Below are 16212 nucleotides of genomic sequence, written 5' to 3'. Positions count from 1 at the left end.
ACCGACGAACAAGCAGACACGCCACTCACGAGTGAAGATGACCAAGCCCTACTAGGCGGGCGTCTACAGGTGACGAGTAGGTTCTTTTGCATGCAGTTCCGGCGAACCCGCCTACCGCGCAGGGTCGTTGGGCGACAATCTCTGCATGCTGGCACCGATCCCCCTCCTCTACCGTCGCAGCGGAGCGTCATCATCAAGAAGCCCCGCAGCCTGGCCCGACGGCTCATGCAGGAGGCCGGCAGCGGGCCGCTGCCCGTTCTTGCCCTGCGCATCCAGGACCGCGCCCGCGCCACCGCCAATGACTTCCTTCGCGAGCACGGGTCCCGTGAACACCGGCTCTACGTCCTGGAGATCGCAGGACACACACCCCGCATCAAGATCGGGTACAGCAGCGCTCCATGGGAACGCCTCACCCGGCACATCGGGGAAGCCAATCGCTGGCAACACACGCTGATCCAGGCCCATTTCTCCGACGCTCTGCCCGACAAGGCCACGGCCAAGAGCGCTGAGCAGCAGGCGCACGCGTTCATGAGCAAGTTCTATGACTGCGTGCCGGGCTCTCCGGAGATGTTCGTTGGCAGTGACTTCCGCGCCGGGAAGACCTGCGTGGAGATTGCCGTGGCCTGTGCGCTGTGTGGACGGTCGGGGCAATAGTCAAGATCTGTGGACCGCTGAAGTCATGGCGCCACACACGCGAAGGCGGCCAGGCCCCCGAGCGCCTTCGGGGCGCGGTGGGGGCGGTGGGCAGCAGCAAAGTCTGGCATGGCAGTTCTCCTCGGCGAACTCGGTGAAGGGGATGGGAGAGCAGGCGCTGAACGCGCACACGGTCAGGTCGTCGCAGCCCGCCTCGACAACCGGCGACCAGGGCGGTGCGGATGGTGGCCAGGTCGGCGATCTTCGCGTCGACCTCGGCGAGCTTGGCCGCAGCACGTTCCTGGAGCCCCGCCACGGGGCAGCCGCGGCGGTAGCGGCCAGCCTCCAGCAGCTCGGCGACCTCCTCCAGCGTGAGCCGCTGGGCCGCCTTGATCACCCCCAGCGCGGTCACCGCCTCCTCGCCACACAGGCGGTGACCGCCATGCTTCGTTCCGGCTCGGCCAGCAGGCCGCGCCGCTCGTAGTAGCGCAGCGTCTGCACGTTCATCCCGGCCGCCTCGGCGACCTGCCCGCTGCGCAGGCCCGAGCTCAGGGAGACTCCTGCGAGGCAGCGGTCCGCGCCGCCAGGGCGTCCAGGACCGCCTCGCGCGCCGGGTCTACTGAAATGTCCAGAGAGATCAAGTCCTCGCCCGGGGTGGCGGTGAAGGTGAAGAACGAGCAGCGGCCGCTCTCACGCTCCACCAGGGCACGGACCCGCTCCTCAACGCCCCAGGTCTAGGCGCAGCCGGAGCGGCTGCGGCCGGGACAGCGACGTCAGCCGCTGGGACAACAGCGCATCCCACTCCGCGACCCGCAAAGACCGCTCCTCGGTGGGCAGCGTGCAGGACTGGGGCACCCACGCCACATCACTCATCGCACTCACTCCCGTCATCACGCCCCCGAGGGCGGGGGGCACCTTCAACGGTAAACCTGCACCTAGGTACAGGTTTCAAGTCTTGGGTGCGGCTACAGGTGGGGAGATCCACTGAGCATGTGTGGGGTGGGCCGAGTATGGGGTGGCCGATTTCAAAGAGCCCCATCACCTCGCCGGAACGTGCTCCCTGGCGCCGGAGCCGGTCCTGGGCGAACACAAGGCCGGCTGCCCCCGCACCCCGGGGGCCCCGCGGCGGGGTCATTCCTCCATACGCTGTAGGTCGGCCGCCCGGTGGTCACCCGCGGACGCCAACCCGTCGACGAGGCGTCGCCACCGTGCGATCTGGTCCGGTGTCATGGCATCACGTGAGTGAAGCGTCCGGAGCCAGTCGGGGAGGTACCAGCACCTGTTCGCGGCGATGCGATGGTTGCCGTCCATCAGTCGCTCCGCCAGGCGGAGTCCCGTGTCCCTCTGCCATGTGAGCGGGGCGCACTTGCCGAGTTGTGCGAGTGCATCGAGGGCCTTCGGTTCCTGACGGGCGAGTACTGTCCAGCGGTCCAGGAGGCTGGTGAGGATGTCGGGATGGAGCCAGTCCTGCCGGGCGCGAGCCAGGGTCGCGTCGATGTCGGTGTCACTTATGTCGATTTCGGGCGCGGGCAGGAGCGACCCCAGCGCGAGGCCGTCCCAGTGATGGCTGGTGCGTAGCCCGGTGCCGTCGCCGATGGCGTCGAGGGCGGCCTCCATGACGACGGGCCAGACGGCAGGGAGGGACGGGCGCAGGCCGTCGTCGTAGGTGAAGAGTACGGCGAGGTCGCGGAGGAACTGGTGCAGGGCGCGGCTGTTAGCGGCGAAGTGCTGTGCGTGTGCTTTGAGCGGCTCGGTGTTGCCACTGACCGCTAGGTCGACAATGACGCGCGCGCTTCGCTTGCTGTGCCGGTTCTCGTACCCCTCCTTGGCCCAGTGGTCGGTGGCGCGGGCGTGGGCGGCGAGCAGGGTTTCGGTGAGTCTGTTCGCTCGATCCGCCACACAACTGTCGCTGAGGGATGCCGCGCCGGCGGCCACGAGCGGGGGGATCAGCGAGATCAGGTACAGCTGTTCCGTATCGACCTCGGGCAGCGTTCGCTCGTAGGGGCCGTCGAGCCGGGGACGCTCCCGAGTGCCGGTCTTCGGGTCCCAGTCGCCCAGTCGACAGTCCCGCAGTCCCGCCTCCACGGCGTCTAGCGCCACCTGGTGGCGGCACGGGCCCGGCTGTCGGTCGGTGTCGCATGGCGCGGCCCAGACGTATTCGAGAGCCCGGGCGAACGCCATGCGCACCTCGTCGAAGTGGTTCGTGCTGCAGCGGGTCAAGACGTCGATGATCGCCTGCCGGTCGAGGACGGCGTCGGCGGAGGTCACCGCTAGGAGCGCCGCCAGGCCGGTCGCCGCGGACCGGTCGGCCCCCATCGAGTAGTAGGAGGAGGCGGCGTACCCGGTACGGCTCGGTTCGGTGATCGCCTCGATCAGGACGGTCGTCGCCCATCGCAGGTCGTCGACCGGAACCCGGAGCCGTCCGCGAGCCTGTGCGACGGCAGCGGTGGCGGCGACGGCGGCGATCGGGTCAAGCCGGTCGACAGGAAGACCGGGTGTGTCGTCGCCCAAGGACCGCGCCTCGGCTATGTCGGCCAGAAGCGTGTCGGGAGGGGCGGTGCGACCGTCGGATCCGGCGTAAGTGTTCTGCAGGCGCAGGGCCCGGCCGGCCCGGTCGAGCATCTCGGTGTCGGGCCGCATGCGAGTCGCCAGCGGCTCGGGATGCTGGTACTGCACGGTCAAGTTGCCGGATCCGGCGGTTTCCAGGCGGAAGTTCTCCGGCCTGAACGTCGCTGCCCACACCTGCACCGAGGCGAGGAAGTGGTCGGCCTCCGAGTCGTCCTGGGAGTCGGCGACCATTTCCTCCGCGCGGCGGACGAGTTCCTCTCCGGTGGCCGCGAGCTCGTCCACCCGGCCCTGGTCCCCCGAGAGGACCGCGCGCATAGTGAGTTCGGCGGCGACATCGCGCGGGCTGCTTCGGCGACGGGACCGCCCCACGAGATCGGTCTCGTCCGGGCCTTGTACGTGCAGTACTCCTTCACCGGCGACTCGCACGAACTCCAGCTGCCACACGTTCGGATCCCGCATCCAGGGGATCAGTAGATCGCCGGCCTGCTCCAGATGGCGCACCAGGAACCCGACGGCCAGACCGGGCATGGCCAAGTTGTTGCAGTCGCGCAACAAAAGCTCCACGACCTGGGCGGGAGAGATGCCGACGACGGCCACGAGTTGGTCCGCGAGGCGCTCGACCGCGAGCAGCGCGCTCACGCACGGGTACGGGCCGATCGACCCTCCCCGGTACCAGGCCCAGACGTGTTCATCCCCGACGCAGTGCCTAACTCCCACCCCCGGCAGATCCAGTTCTGCTCCGGTCGGCTCGTCAGCGGGTGCTCGGACATCGTCGCCGTGCACCCCGACCCGGACGGCCGCAGCGTGGTCGAGCATCCGGTTGATCAGAGCCAGTGCAGGGAGGGTGTGCGCCTTCAGGAGCGGCCAGAAGGGCCCCCGATACCACCCCGCCATCTGTTCGGTGATGCTTCCGCGGGCGCGGTGATGTCGGATGCCGTCGTCGAACGGGTACGAGTGGGACCAGCCGTATCTGTCCTCCTCAGGGTCGTGCTGTTCGATGTAGTAGGACTCGGCCAGGGCCAGCAGCAGATCCGGCTGATGCCTAGCCATCTCCGTCGCGGCCCAGAAGCTCTCCACGGCGGGCTCGAGACGCGCACCGTCGTCGTCGGCGATTCCCCTGAGGAACGCCTCGGCGCGCCTGTCGAGGTCGGTGCCGAGCATCGCCAGGGCTTCCACTGCGAATTCGTCCGAGTGCTCCGGATCGGATGCGAGCATGCGGTCCCGCAGCGCCTGCCGGATCGGGACTGGCTCGCTTGTCTCGGCCTGCACTAGTCCATACAGCCACGCCAGCACCAGTTCGCGGACTCTGCGGCCCACGTCGTGGGCGGTCCGTGAGTCGCTGTCGGAGCCGGTGTCGTGTGGGTGGCAGAAGGCCAGTTCGACCAGGGGCGCGAGTATCAGCGGGTCGCCGACGCCATGGGGCGCGTAACGCTGCATGGCCAGCCGGATTACCGTGCGCAAGCCGGCTTGCTGGTCCATCTGCAGCGCGGGCCATACACGGCCGAGTACCTTTCCGGCGGCACCGAGGGTGAGCACTGCCTCCCACGGCACGTCCGACCACCGCTCGCCGTGGTCGGACGCGATCCCGTCGAAGACGGTGCGCAGGTGGGCGAGCGACCGTTCGACGTCATCGGCGCCGAGTAGATGGGCCTGGCACGCGATGCGTGCGGCACGCAGCGCCCAGCGCGGCGCGTCGGCGGTTGAGAGGAGAGCGAAGCCGTCCGTGACGAGCAGCCGCACCACCGCCATGTCTCGCACGAGATCGCTGGCGAACCGATCAGACGGGCTCCAGGCGCTGGTCACGCCGAGCGGCGCCAGCAGACCGTCGGAGCGCAGGGAGGGCAAGGCGGCCGGGTCCGGTGGCACGGCGGTTTCGCGGGGAAGTAGTTGGCGTCTGGCCAGTGCCTGGAGAGACTGGTCGCGAGCGTCGGGGGAGGGGCCTCCCGCCGTCATCATCTCTCCGCGGCGTACAAGGTTGCGCCAGACGGCGGCGAACAGGTCGGCCTCCGACGCCGCTCCCTGAGGGGCCGCCACGCCCGGGCCCGCGCGCAACAGCATGTCCACCAGACCAGGTCTGCCCAGCAACCACCGCGTCCGCTCGTCACCGGCCCACTGCCGCAGCTGTGGAAAGACCTCGACGAGCCGCGTGGTCTCGGCTGGAGTCAGCCGGGGGACCTCGTGCTCGCGGACGAGATCCTCGACGATTCCACCGTCCTGCGCCACGCTCTCGGCAGCCTGAACGAGCACGTCACGTGCGGCTCCCGAACCGTCGGCACGGGTGACCGCCACCACGCCGAGTCCGGCGGCCATGGCTGCCCGCGCGAGGTCCGAGAGCAGCTGGGCACGTCCTTCCAGCACCGACTCCGCGCCGTCGACGACCAGCAGACGCCCCTTACCCACCGCAGAGGCACCCAGCACCGCGGCGAGGCGGGCGCCGAGCAGCGCCTCGAATTCCGCAAGCGTTGTGGGGATCTCCCGCAGGTTCAGCACGGTGACCGCGACTCCATCGACTCGCAGCCGCCCAGCGGTACGCAGGGCCAAAGCCGACTTGCCGGCGTCGGGCTCCCCGTGGACGACCAGCGCGGTCGCCCGCGAGGCTACCGCCCTCGCTTCGGCGGCCAGAGCATTTCCGGCTTCGGCGCGCTCCAACTCGAGGTTCTCGCCGGCACCGGTCAACCGGAACCGGACGAGGTTCTCGGCCGTCTCCGACAGGGCGTCGAGGGCACGCCACGCCGGGGCGTAGGACGGGGAGCGGTCAACGACCGCAGCCCCAGAGAGCTGCCTCCGGAGCATGCTCTCGGTGACGGTGGCCCCTGTCGGGGCGTAACTCCGGGACAGTCTCCCCAGAGCTTCGAACAGGGTGGCGGAACCCTCCACAGAGGCATCGGGGACGACGCTCCGCAGGCGGGCCACAGCCGCTGTACGGTCGGACTCGTCGGCCCCCTCCAGCCTCAGTTGCCACAACCAGAGCACGTGCAGGAATCGCCAGGTCAGCTCGGCGGCAGGTCTTTCAGTACTCACCTTCGGACTGCTGGCTGCCTGAGCGATCAACGCGTCCAGATGGCTCAGCCGCCTGCGAATCGCTTCAGTCGTGCGTCCCGGCTGCTTCACTACCGCGCGGAACGACTCCTCGTCGGGCTGCCCCCGTGCGATCACGGCCAGCTCATGCACCTGCCGTACGGCAGGACTGGTGCTGGCCACAGCGAGCGCCAGCCGCCAATGCCCCGCGCCGGCCTCGGCCCAGTGATCCGTGACGATCCGCAGGTAGGACACGAGCAGGTCCGCCGTGGAGTCGTCGCTGGTCGTGAATGCCGGGGCCCGGCGCACACCGATCGACAACCGCCGCTGTGCTCCGTCGGCCGTGTCCCCAACGACGATCAGGTCGTCCACGGGGCTGAAACTGCTGTCCTGGAAGCGTACGGACACCGGCGTCACGTCATCACCCAGTGCCGGTACGGGATCGCCGAGGAGGAGGTGCGCCAGCAGGACGGCACCGAAGTCGTGTTCCAAGACCGTGCCACCGCCGCCGGTCGCGTACGGGCTGGCCACCTGCTCTGCTGCGTCGCGCCCCACCATCTCCGCATCATAGGACGCGCCACCGACAGTACAGGCGGGCACGACGTCGCGCGGTTCGGTGCCACGACCCGTCTCAGGTGAGGAGGTTGAAGGCAGTCTTCTCCAGGAGGGCGTTGGTGTTCGTATCGTGGCCGAGGCCGAGGGCGAGGGTCTGGTACGGGAGGGCGGCGGGCCGCTCCGTGAGGCGGGCGGAGCCGCCGGTCATGGGTAGCAGCCCGAACGCATCCGGGTAGCGGTCCTCTGTACCGGCGGTGCAGGAGTCCGTCTCGTCCGGGCGGCGCGGCTCGTCGAGGAACGAAGGGCGCGGCCCCTTGAGCAGTGACCCGATGGCACCCCCAAATCTCCTGATATGCCGTCAGGTAAGTCAGCGTTTCGTCAGCATCGATCCTGGCAAGTTCCGCGAAGAGCGTTCGAGTAGGTGCACCTTCGACGAGCCACAACAGCCGTGTTCGCGCTGAAGCCCAGGCAGGAGCCTGCTTACCGGAGTGAAGCGATGTTCCTCACAATCTTTGAGTCAGGCGCGTGCCAGTTGTAGAGTGATACCGCCCTTGACCTGCAGAAAGCTGGCAGGGAGCCGTCCTCCAGGAGTCCAAAGTGCTGCGTACTCTGTTCAAGTCCAAGATCCATCGCGCCACAGTCACCCAGGCCGACCTGCACTACGTCGGCTCCGTGACCATCGACGCCGATCTGCTGGACGCCGCCGACCTGCTGCCCGGTGAGCTCGTGCACATCGTGGACATCACCAACGGTGCCCGGCTGGAGACGTACGTCATCGAGGGGGAGCGGGGTTCCGGCGTCGTCGGGATCAACGGGGCCGCCGCTCACCTCGTCCACCCCGGCGACCTGGTGATCATCATCAGTTACGCCCAGGTCACCGACGCCGAGGCGCGGTCGCTGAAGCCGCGGGTCGTGCATGTGGACGGCGACAACCGTATCGTCGCCCTGGGAGCCGACGCGTCCGAGCCGGTGCCGGGATCGGACCAGGAACGCAGCCCGCAGGCCGTGTCGGCCTGACGTAGCGACCCTGCGAGGACGAGGAGCGTGGCCGTGAGCGACATCGAGATCCGTGACGAGCGGGCGGCGGGCCGTCTGGAGGCGGTCGCGGGCGATGAGGTCGTCGGGCGTATCGAGTACTTCGCGCTGGACGCCCCCGAGCGCGCCCTCGTCCCCGTGCACACCGTCGTCGAGCCCGCCCACGAGGGCCGGGGCATCGCGGGCTCGCTGGCGCGTGAGCTGTACGCAGCCGCGCGACGTGAGGGGGTCGCCGTCGCCCCGCTGTGTTCGTACGTCGTGAAGTGGGCCGAGCGCCACCCGGACGAGGCGCCCGCCGCCGATCCCGAGCTGCTGCGCGCCGCGAAGGAGTGGCTCGTGGCACATCCCGGGCGGTTCTGAACCGGGGTCTCCCGGGGATCACGAGCCACTACGACGAAGGGTCGCGCGTGCTGGCGCTGCTGCACACCTCGCCCGTACACGTCCCGGTCTTCGACGCCCTGCGTGACGAGGCGCACCCGGGTCTGGAACTGCGGCACCACGTCGACGCCGACCTGCTGGAGCGGGCGCGGCGCGAGGGGCCGGAGGCGGTGACGGGCGCCGTACGGGTCGTGCTGCGACAGGCCGTCGCCGAGGGCGCGCGGGCCGTTCTGTGCACGTGCTCGACCATCGGCGGGGTCGCCGAGGCGGCCGCCGACGTGGCCGGGGTGCCGGTGCTGCGGGTCGACCGGCCGATGGCCGCCGCCGCGGTGGCCGCCGGTCCGCGCGTCGTCGTCCTCGCCGCCCTGGAGAGCACGCTCGCGCCGACGGTGGCCCTGATCGGGGAGGAGGCCGGGCGAGCAGGCCGTCCCGTTGAGGTACGGACCCTTCTGGTCGAGGGCGCCTGGCCGCGTTTCGAGGCTGGTGACACCGAGGGCTACCTGCGGCTGGTGGCCGAGGCGGCCGACGCCGTGACCGGCGCGGACGTGATCGTCCTGGCCCAGGCCTCCATGGCGCCGGCCCGCGAGTCGGCCGGGACCGCGGTCCCGGTACTGGCCAGCCCCGCGCCCGGACTGGCCGCCGGGGCGGTGGCAGCACGCCTCGGGTAGTGCCTTCCGCCGCCCGTGTCATTCGGCGTGGTGGGCCACCTGGGCGCCCGGCCGTTCATGCGGAGGGGTGAGTGGGGAGGCGGCCATCGGGTAGGCGGGGGACAAGTCCAGAGCCGATGTCGACCGACTGGCCGGAGGACAGCGCCATGACGAACCCGTATCCGGATCCCGTTCCACCCGGGCCGACTCCGGGACCCGCCCCCGGTCCGGACCCGGAGCCTCAGCCGCACCCGGTGCCGCCGGGCCCCGCCCCGACACCTCCTCCTCCGCCGGGGCCCGGCCCGGAACCGACACCCCCGCCCCCGGGGCCAGGCCCGCAGCCAACCCCGCCGCCCCCGCACCCGGGTCCCCCCGAGCCCTCACCGTCGCCGATCCCGCCGGGGCCGGAGCCGGTGCCCAACCCGGAACCGGGGCCACCACTCACCTGAGCCACAGGCAACGAAACGGCCGCACAAACGGCTGCACAAACGGCCGCACAAACGGCCGCACAAACGGCCGCACGAACGGAACGGAGGGCATGGGCGGTGGGCGCGACCGCACGGCCGTCCACCGCCCCACCCGTCACCCATCTCGTACGACTACGCGGTGACCTCCGACCGGTCCCCGCCCCACAGCGTGTGGAACGCACCGTCCCGGTCGGTCCGCCGGTACGTGTGCGCGCCGAAGAAGTCCCGCTGCCCCTGCGTCAGCGCCGCCGGCAGCCGCTCGGCACGCAGGGCGTCGTAGTAGGCGAGGGCCGCGGCGAAGCCGGGTGTCGGCACGCCCTGCCGGGTCGCGGCGACGAGGACCTCGCGCCAGTCGTCCTGCGCATCGGCGATCTCCCGCGCGAACGTCTCGTCCGACAGCAGGCTCGGCAGGTCCGGCCGGGCACCGTACGCGGAACGGATGCGGTCCAGGAAGGCCGCGCGGATGATGCAGCCGCCGCGCCAGAGCGCGGAAACCGCGCCCAGGTCGATGTTCCAGCCGTACTCCTCGCTGCCCGCCGCGATCTCGTGGAAGCCCTGCGTGTACGACACGATCTTCGACGCGTACAGCGCCTGCTCCACCCGGTCGGCGAAGGCGGCTGCCTCCGACTCGCCGAGCGGTGACGCCTCGGGCCCCGCCAGGCCGCGCGAGGCCTCTCGCAGCGCCGCGTGCCCGGAAAGGGAGCGGGCGAAGACCGCCTCCGCGATCCCGGACACCGGGACGCCCAGGTCCAGCGCGATCTGCACCGTCCAGCGGCCCGTGCCCTTCTGCTCCGCCTGGTCGACCACCACGTCCACGAACGGGCTGCCCGTCGCCGCGTCCACGTGCGACAGCACCTCCGCCGTGATCTCGATCAGGTACGAGTCCAGGCGCCCGGTGTTCCAGGTACGGAAGATATCGGCGATCTGCGCGGGGGAGTAGCCGGCGACATCGCGCAGCAGTTGGTACGCCTCGCCGATCAGCTGCATGTCGGCGTACTCGATGCCGTTGTGGACCATCTTCACGAAGTGCCCGGCGCCGTCGGGACCGACGTGCGTGACACAGGGCGCCCCGTCCGCCGCCTTCGCGGAGATCCTCTCCAGCATCGGGCCGAGCGATTCATAGGACTCCTTCGAGCCGCCCGGCATGATGCTCGGGCCGTTGAGCGCGCCCTCCTCGCCGCCCGAGACGCCGGTCCCGACGAAGTGGATGCCCTGCTCGCGCAGTTCGCGTTCCCGGCGCCGGGTGTCCGCGAAGTGGGCGTTGCCCCCGTCGATGATCATGTCGCCGGGCTCCAGCAGCGGGGCGAACTCCTGGATCACCGCATCGGTCGGGTCACCGGCCTTCACCATGATCACCAGGCGTCGCGGCCGCTCCAGCGCCGCCACGAACTCCTTGGCGGTCTCGGTCGCGACGAAGTCGCCCTCGCTCCCGAACTCCTCCACCAGCGCGTGCGTGCGCGACGCGGTCCGGTTGTGCACCGCGACCGTGTAGCCGTTGCGGGCGAAGTTGCGGGCGAGGTTGCGGCCCATGACCGCGAGACCCGTGACGCCGATCTGCGCTGTAGTGCTCATTGGGTTGGCTCCTAGTGACCTTGGTGTCTGTGGTGCCTTGTGTCTGTAGTCTCTGTGTCTCTGTAGTCTTGGTGTGCCTGTGTGCCTGTGTGCCTGTGTGCCTGTGCGCCTGCGTACCTGTGCGCCTGCGTGTCCGTGGTGCCGGTCGTGCCCGCCAGTATCGCCGGTTTCGCCGTACGGCCATCCTGACGTGCCGGTACGCCGGTCGCACTTTCTGATCCGGCGGACTCCAGTACGCGCGGGAGGGGCCCGGTGCCTCAGCCGGAGGACGGAGCATTGAGCCAACGGGCACTTGTTCCTGGCCACTTGGCGTGACCAACCGGCCGATTGCCGTCTTGTCCTGGCCTGTTCGCAGCGCTTACTTTTGCCCCTCCTGACGCAATGTCGAGGGGGATATCCATGGCCGTACGCGGCCGGCACCGCCGGTATCAGCCGAACAGGATCAACCGCGCCTCACTGACCGTCACCGCCGGCGGTGCGGGACTGGCGCTCCCGCTCATCGGTACCGGCACGGCGCACGCGGCCGACGTGGAGACCTGGGACAAGGTCGCCGCCTGCGAGTCCACCAATGACTGGGACATCAACACCGGCAACGGCTACTACGGCGGGCTGCAGTTCACCCAGTCCACCTGGGAGGCGTTCGGCGGGACCCGGTACGCCCCGCGCGCGGACCTGGCCACCAAGGACCAGCAGATCGCCGTCGCCGAGAAGGTACTCGACGGTCAGGGGCCTGGCGCCTGGCCGGTGTGCTCGCAGCGAGCCGGACTGGCCCGGGGCGGCGACACGCCGGACATCCGGCCGGCCGGGGACGGGGGAGCCGGGAAGAGCCGGGAGAGGGCGGCCGGGAAGCCCACCGGGAAGCCCACCGGGAAGTCCACCGGGAAGTCCGCAGGGAAGCCCGACTCGGTGAAGGACGTCCAGCCCCAGACGACCCCCCAGTCCCGGGCCGGCAAGGCCAAGATGTACACGGTGGTCACCGGCGACACCCTGTCCGGCATCGCCGACGCGCAGCAGGTCCGGGGTGGCTGGCAGCGGCTGTACGACGCGAACCGCGGCGCGATCGGAGCGGATCCAGACCTGATCCTGCCGGGCCAGCACCTGCAAATGCGCGGTGAGGGGACCGCTACGGCCTCTCGCGGCGAGTCGAGGACGGCCGAGAAGCCCAAGGCGAAGGCGAAGGGGGCCGAGCAGGCGCCCGCCGGGCCGCAGCAGCAGAAGCAGAAGCAGCAGAAGCAGCAGCAGAAGAAGAAGTCGCCTCCGGACAGCGGCAAGGACGAGAGGAACGGGACAGGTAAGGCAGACAAGGCGCAGAAGGCGTCCAAGGCCGACCAGGCCACCACGCGCCACAGCGTTGTCGCCCCTGTCGACGCCCCCACCGGCACGCCGTACCACCAGGCGGGCTCCTCCTGGTCGAAGGGCTACCACACCGGCGTCGACTTCCCCGTCGCCACCGGCACCTCGGTCAAGTCGGTCGCGGCGGGTGAGGTCGTCAGCGCGGGCTGGGGCGGCTCCTACGGGTATCAGGTGGTCGTCAGGCACGGTGACGGCCGGTACTCGCAGTACGCGCACCTCTCGGCGATCTCCGTGAAGGACGGTCAGTCGGTGGGCGCCGGCCAGCGCATCGGCCGTTCGGGCTCCACCGGGAACAGCTCGGGCCCGCATCTGCACTTCGAGGTGCGGACGGGGCCCGGCTTCGGTTCGGACGTCGACCCAGTGGCGTATCTGCGGGCCGGCGGGGTCAGGATCTGATCCGCACCCGGTGGTGGCCGAGAACGTGCGGTGGGACCAACGGACCACCGTAGAAGGGACCGTAGGCGAGCGGCGAGTCGTCGCTCTCCGTCGGTTCCCGGGCCTCGAACGTCTCCTCCGCGGGGACGGTCTCCGGGGCCGGCGGTGACATCGGGGAGGGCAGGAAGACCTTGTCGGACAGCGGGGTGACCTGTTGCCCGCCGCCCTCCCGCACGAACCCGTCCTCGACCGGCGTCGCCTCCGGCCTGTCCGGCCCCGATCCGGCCGCTGCCGATTCAGTCGCCTCCGTTCCGGCCGCCTCCGTTCCGGCCGCCGCCGGAAGGGCATCGCCGCCGGCGGGCCTCCCGGCCTCCTCGGCGGCCTCCCGTGCGATCCGTTCCGTCGTCAGCAGGATGAGCCCGCCCGCGGCCACCACGCCGCAGCTCAGGGCGAGCGCCGTGCCGGTCGTGCCGTAGCGGAAGGTTTCGCCGAACATCGTGATGCCGACCACGGCGGCCACCACCGGGTTCACCACCGTGAGCATGGCCAGCGGAGCTGCGAGACCGGCGCCCCGGTAGGAGGCCTGCGACAGCAGCATGCCGGCCGTGGCGAGCACGCCGATCACGGCCAGGGACGGCAGGTCGGCGGCTGACACGCCACCGGTCCAGTCGACCGCGACCGTCTTGGTGAAGACGGAGGACATGCCGAAGGCTATGCCGGACGCGGTCGCCAGCAGGATGCTGCGCACCGCCGGGTGCCGGTGCACGGCCCGGCCGGCGATCATCAGCGCCACGACCACACCACCGGTGACGACGGACGCCCCGACCCGCTCTCCCGTGTCGAGTGACTGCGCGTCGGACGCGCCGACCAGGGACAGCAGTCCCGCGAGACCGACCGTCGCCATGAGCGCGCCCCGCCAGGCCGTCGCGCCGGCCTTGCGGCCCACGAACAGCGCTGCCATGGGCAGGGCGAACACGATGGTGAGCGCGCCCAGTGGCTGCACCAGGCTCAGCGGACCGAGGGCGAGGGCAACGACGTGCAGGAGGCCGCCGAGGCCGTTGAGACCGACCGCCGCCCACCAGCCGGGCCGGCGCAGCGGAGCGTACTGAGCACCCGGGGAGGACGCCGCGACCTGTTCCTGCACGATCGCTCCGCCCGCGTACGCCACGGCGGAGACGAGCGACAGCAGCACGGACAACGCGAGGGCGCTCATCGGCTGCTCCTCTGCGTGAGGCGGGGGCCCTTGGCCCGGCGCGGCGAACGGTCGTCTTCCATGGACAACACGATGCCGTCTCAGGGTCTTCCCGTCGTCGTCCCTGAGCACGCATTGGGTCATACTGCCGATGGAGTACGACGGCGGTGCCGTCCTCCCCAGGGTGGGCGACTTCGAGCCCGGACCCCCGGCCAAGGCCCCTAGGGGCCTTGATATTACTGCTCTACGTGGACCTCGACCCCGACCTCGTCGCCCTCCGCCCGCTGGGCGGCTTCTCCGTCCTGCACGCGTTGCCGAACGCGTTCCCCCACGCGTCGACTCCGTCGCCGCCCCGGCCGTTCCTCACCCTCGCACATGCCTACGCGCCGGGACACGCGCCGGGACACGCGCCCGGACACGCGGCCGCATCCGCACCGGGGCGCCGAGACGCGACGTCGGACCCGCAGACGCAGACGCAGACGCAGACAAAGACGCAGACGCAGACGCGGGCGCAGGCGCGGCCGTGGGAGGACCCACTCGCCTTCCGCGTCCAGAAGGTCGCCGCCGCGCTCCGCACCCCCGAGACCCGCGTCGCCGCCTCCGTGGCCCACCAGGGGCTCGCGGCCCGTCTGTGGTCGGTGACGTTGGGGTGCGCCGCCCTCTACGGACCGGTCCCCGACCTTGCCCCGTCGCTGCTGCGCTGGGACCCCGACGCCACCGCCCCCGATGACCTGTGGCTCGCCGAGGTGCGGCCCCTGCCGGGCGACGTCGCCGCGATCGCGGAGCTCGTGCTCCACGGCCACCTGGTACCGCTGACGGCGGCCGTGCACACCCGCTACCGTGTCGCGACCGGGCTGCTGTGGGGCAACGCGGCCTCAGCGCTGGCCGGTGCAGGCCGGGAACTGGACCGTTGGGCCCGCCGCCACGGACGTGGGGACACCGCCGCCCGCGCCCGCTCCCTGACCACCGGTCTGCTCGCCCACCCCCTGCTCGCCACGGCCGGCGCCCTCACCGGCACCGAGTTCCGGCGCCGCAGCTGCTGCCTGTACTACCGGGTGCCCGGCGCGGGGGTCTGCGGCGACTGCTGCTTCTCCCGGCCGCCGGGGTCGCACCGATCTCCACAGCCCTGATCTTCACAGCCCTGATCTTCACAGCCCCCGCGCCCTTCCCCGGGCGCCCCGTCTGGGTGACCATGAAGGGACCAGCCGCCGAGACGGGAGGTTCCGGGTGCGTGTGGGACTGCTGACCCGGGAGTACCCGCCGGACGTGTACGGCGGAGCGGGGGTCCACGTCGAGTTCCTCGCCCGGGAGCTCGCCCGCCTCGTCGACCTGGACGTGCACTGCTGGGGCGAGGGCCGCACCGACGGCGTGCTGCGCCACCGCCCCTGGTCCGCGCTGGACGGCGCCAACGACGCGCTGCGCACGTTCTCCGTGGACCTCGCCATGGCCGCCGCCCTCGAAGGCCGCGACCTGGTCCACTCCCATACCTGGTACGCGGCCCTCGGCGGCCACCTCGCCAAGCTCCTGCACGGCCTCCCGCACGTGATGACCGCGCACTCCCTGGAGCCTTCGCGGCCGTGGAAGGCCGAGCAGCTCGGCGGCGGTTACACCCTCTCCAGCTGGGCGGAACGCACCGCGGTCGAGACCGCGGACGCGGTGATTGCCGTGTCCGGCGCCATGCGCGAGGACATCCTCGGCTGCTACCCGGCGCTGGACGCTTCCCGGGTGCACGTCGTGCACAACGGCATCGACACCTCCCTCTACCGGCCCGACCCCGGCACGGACGCGCTGGTCCGGATCGGCCTCGACCGCTCGCGCCCGTACGTCCTGTTCGTCGGCCGGATCACCCGCCAGAAGGGCGTGCCCCACCTGCTGCGCGCCGCCCGGGCCATCGACCCGGCCGCGCAGATCGTGCTGTGCGCCGGCGCCCCGGACACCCCCGCGATCGACCAGGAGTTCCGAGACCTCTTCGCCGGACTGAGCCGCGCCCGGGAGGGCGTGCACTGGATCCCGCGCATGCTGCCGCGCCCGGAGGTGATCCAGCTGCTGACCCATGCCGCGGTCTTCGTCTGCCCCTCGGTGTACGAGCCCCTCGGCATCGTCAACCTGGAGGCGATGGCCTGCGGCACGCCCGTGGTCGCCTCCCGGGTGGGCGGCATCCCGGAGGTCGTGGCGGACGGCGAAACGGGGATCCTCGTCCCCAAGGACGACAACGACCACGGCGGTGGCGACGGGGACGACGACTTCGAGGCGGGGCTCGCCCGGGCACTGGACGCCGTCCTCGGAGACCCCGAGGCCGCCCGGCGGATGGGCGAGGCGGGCCGGCGGCGCGCGGTGGAGGAGTTCGGCTGGGACGCGGTCGCCCGCCGCACAGTCCGGCTCTACGAGGAGACCCTCCAGCAGGCTTGATCGTCCGCCT

14 protein-coding genes and 1 pseudogene are annotated in these 16212 nt (G+C 71.0%); 7 read left to right on the top strand and 8 right to left on the bottom strand.

Annotated features, from left to right (window positions below; all coding sequences use genetic code 11):
• Positions 1-225: 225 nt before the first annotated feature.
• Positions 226-654 carry a hypothetical protein gene (locus ACH4F2_RS20220; protein ID WP_398134108.1) on the top strand — a complete coding sequence of 143 codons (429 nt, stop codon included), beginning with the start codon at positions 226-228 and terminating at the stop codon, positions 652-654.
• Positions 655-919: 265 nt separating this feature from the next.
• Here ACH4F2_RS20220 and ACH4F2_RS20215 read toward each other — a convergent pair.
• The 6 genes and pseudogenes from ACH4F2_RS20215 to ACH4F2_RS20190 all read right to left on the bottom strand — a co-directional run.
• Positions 920-1030: pseudogene (locus tag ACH4F2_RS20215) on the bottom strand (MerR family transcriptional regulator); the annotation flags it as partial.
• Positions 1031-1041: 11 nt separating this feature from the next.
• Complete coding sequence (locus ACH4F2_RS20210) at positions 1042-1140, bottom strand: MerR family DNA-binding transcriptional regulator (RefSeq protein ID WP_398134074.1); 99 nt, start codon at positions 1138-1140, stop codon at positions 1042-1044.
• Between the two features lie 41 nt (positions 1141-1181).
• On the bottom strand, positions 1182-1334 hold the full coding sequence (locus tag ACH4F2_RS20205; protein WP_359760316.1) for a hypothetical protein: 153 nt from the start codon (positions 1332-1334) through the stop codon (positions 1182-1184).
• Positions 1335-1353: 19 nt separating this feature from the next.
• On the bottom strand, positions 1354-1506 hold the full coding sequence (locus ACH4F2_RS20200) for a hypothetical protein (protein ID WP_398134073.1): 153 nt from the start codon (positions 1504-1506) through the stop codon (positions 1354-1356).
• Between the two features lie 258 nt (positions 1507-1764).
• Positions 1765-6777 carry a hypothetical protein gene (locus tag ACH4F2_RS20195; RefSeq protein WP_398134072.1) on the bottom strand — a complete coding sequence of 1671 codons (5013 nt, stop codon included), beginning with the start codon at positions 6775-6777 and terminating at the stop codon, positions 1765-1767.
• A 73-nt stretch (positions 6778-6850) separates the two neighbouring features.
• Positions 6851-6982, bottom strand: a complete 132-nt coding sequence (locus ACH4F2_RS20190; RefSeq protein ID WP_398134071.1) for a hypothetical protein — start codon at positions 6980-6982, stop codon at positions 6851-6853.
• Positions 6983-7371: 389 nt separating this feature from the next.
• Between ACH4F2_RS20190 and panD the strand changes: the two genes are divergently transcribed.
• Genes panD through ACH4F2_RS20175 form a run of 3 tightly spaced genes read left to right on the top strand, consistent with a single transcriptional unit; the run spans position 7372 to position 8855 of the window.
• On the top strand, positions 7372-7791 hold the full coding sequence (panD, locus tag ACH4F2_RS20185; RefSeq protein WP_398134070.1) for an aspartate 1-decarboxylase: 420 nt from the start codon (positions 7372-7374) through the stop codon (positions 7789-7791).
• 33 nt (positions 7792-7824) lie between these two features.
• On the top strand, positions 7825-8169 hold the full coding sequence (locus ACH4F2_RS20180) for a GNAT family N-acetyltransferase (protein ID WP_398134069.1): 345 nt from the start codon (positions 7825-7827) through the stop codon (positions 8167-8169).
• Between the two features lie 47 nt (positions 8170-8216).
• Positions 8217-8855: an aspartate/glutamate racemase family protein gene (locus ACH4F2_RS20175; protein WP_398134068.1), complete on the top strand. Its 639-nt coding sequence runs from the start codon at positions 8217-8219 to the stop codon at positions 8853-8855.
• A 578-nt stretch (positions 8856-9433) separates the two neighbouring features.
• Here ACH4F2_RS20175 and gndA read toward each other — a convergent pair.
• Positions 9434-10873 carry an NADP-dependent phosphogluconate dehydrogenase gene (gndA, locus tag ACH4F2_RS20170; protein WP_398134067.1) on the bottom strand — a complete coding sequence of 480 codons (1440 nt, stop codon included), beginning with the start codon at positions 10871-10873 and terminating at the stop codon, positions 9434-9436.
• Between the two features lie 399 nt (positions 10874-11272).
• On the opposite strand from gndA, the gene ACH4F2_RS20165 reads away from it, so the two are divergent.
• Positions 11273-12622, top strand: coding sequence for a transglycosylase family protein (locus tag ACH4F2_RS20165; RefSeq protein WP_398134066.1), 1350 nt, complete (start codon positions 11273-11275; stop codon positions 12620-12622).
• Here ACH4F2_RS20165 and ACH4F2_RS20160 read toward each other — a convergent pair.
• Positions 12612-13814 carry a DMT family transporter gene (locus tag ACH4F2_RS20160; protein WP_398134065.1) on the bottom strand — a complete coding sequence of 401 codons (1203 nt, stop codon included), beginning with the start codon at positions 13812-13814 and terminating at the stop codon, positions 12612-12614. The two genes, ACH4F2_RS20165 and ACH4F2_RS20160, sit on opposite strands and share 11 nt — an antisense overlap.
• Positions 13815-14041: 227 nt before the next feature.
• Here ACH4F2_RS20160 and ACH4F2_RS20155 point away from each other — a divergent pair, with 227 nt between their 5' ends.
• Both ACH4F2_RS20155 and glgA read left to right on the top strand, forming a co-directional pair.
• Positions 14042-14923, top strand: coding sequence for a (2Fe-2S)-binding protein (locus ACH4F2_RS20155; RefSeq protein ID WP_398134105.1), 882 nt, complete (start codon positions 14042-14044; stop codon positions 14921-14923).
• A gap of 97 nt (positions 14924-15020) precedes the next feature.
• Positions 15021-16202, top strand: coding sequence for a glycogen synthase (glgA, locus tag ACH4F2_RS20150; protein WP_398134064.1), 1182 nt, complete (start codon positions 15021-15023; stop codon positions 16200-16202).
• Positions 16203-16212 lie beyond the last annotated feature (10 nt).

It is taken from the genome of Streptomyces sp. NPDC017890 (genome assembly GCF_044328675.1).
Lineage (GTDB): Bacteria > Actinomycetota > Actinomycetes > Streptomycetales > Streptomycetaceae > Streptomyces.
Note: the sequence above shows the minus strand (reverse complement) of the source record. Positions and strands in the feature narration are given on the sequence as shown.

Excerpts from the sequence above, each read along its gene's own strand:
- ACH4F2_RS20220 (WP_398134108.1), top strand. The coding sequence starts at position 226 with ATGCAGGAGGCCGGCAGCGGGCCGCTGCCCGTTCTTGCCCTGCGCATC.
- ACH4F2_RS20210 (WP_398134074.1), bottom strand. The coding sequence starts at position 1,140 with ATGAACGTGCAGACGCTGCGCTACTACGAGCGGCGCGGCCTGCTGGCC.
- ACH4F2_RS20200 (WP_398134073.1), bottom strand. The coding sequence starts at position 1,506 with ATGAGTGATGTGGCGTGGGTGCCCCAGTCCTGCACGCTGCCCACCGAG.
- ACH4F2_RS20195 (WP_398134072.1), bottom strand. The coding sequence starts at position 6,777 with ATGGTGGGGCGCGACGCAGCAGAGCAGGTGGCCAGCCCGTACGCGACC.
- ACH4F2_RS20190 (WP_398134071.1), bottom strand. The coding sequence starts at position 6,982 with ATGACCGGCGGCTCCGCCCGCCTCACGGAGCGGCCCGCCGCCCTCCCG.
- gndA (WP_398134067.1), bottom strand. The coding sequence starts at position 10,873 with ATGAGCACTACAGCGCAGATCGGCGTCACGGGTCTCGCGGTCATGGGC.
- ACH4F2_RS20165 (WP_398134066.1), top strand. The coding sequence starts at position 11,273 with ATGGCCGTACGCGGCCGGCACCGCCGGTATCAGCCGAACAGGATCAAC.
- ACH4F2_RS20160 (WP_398134065.1), bottom strand. The coding sequence starts at position 13,814 with ATGAGCGCCCTCGCGTTGTCCGTGCTGCTGTCGCTCGTCTCCGCCGTG.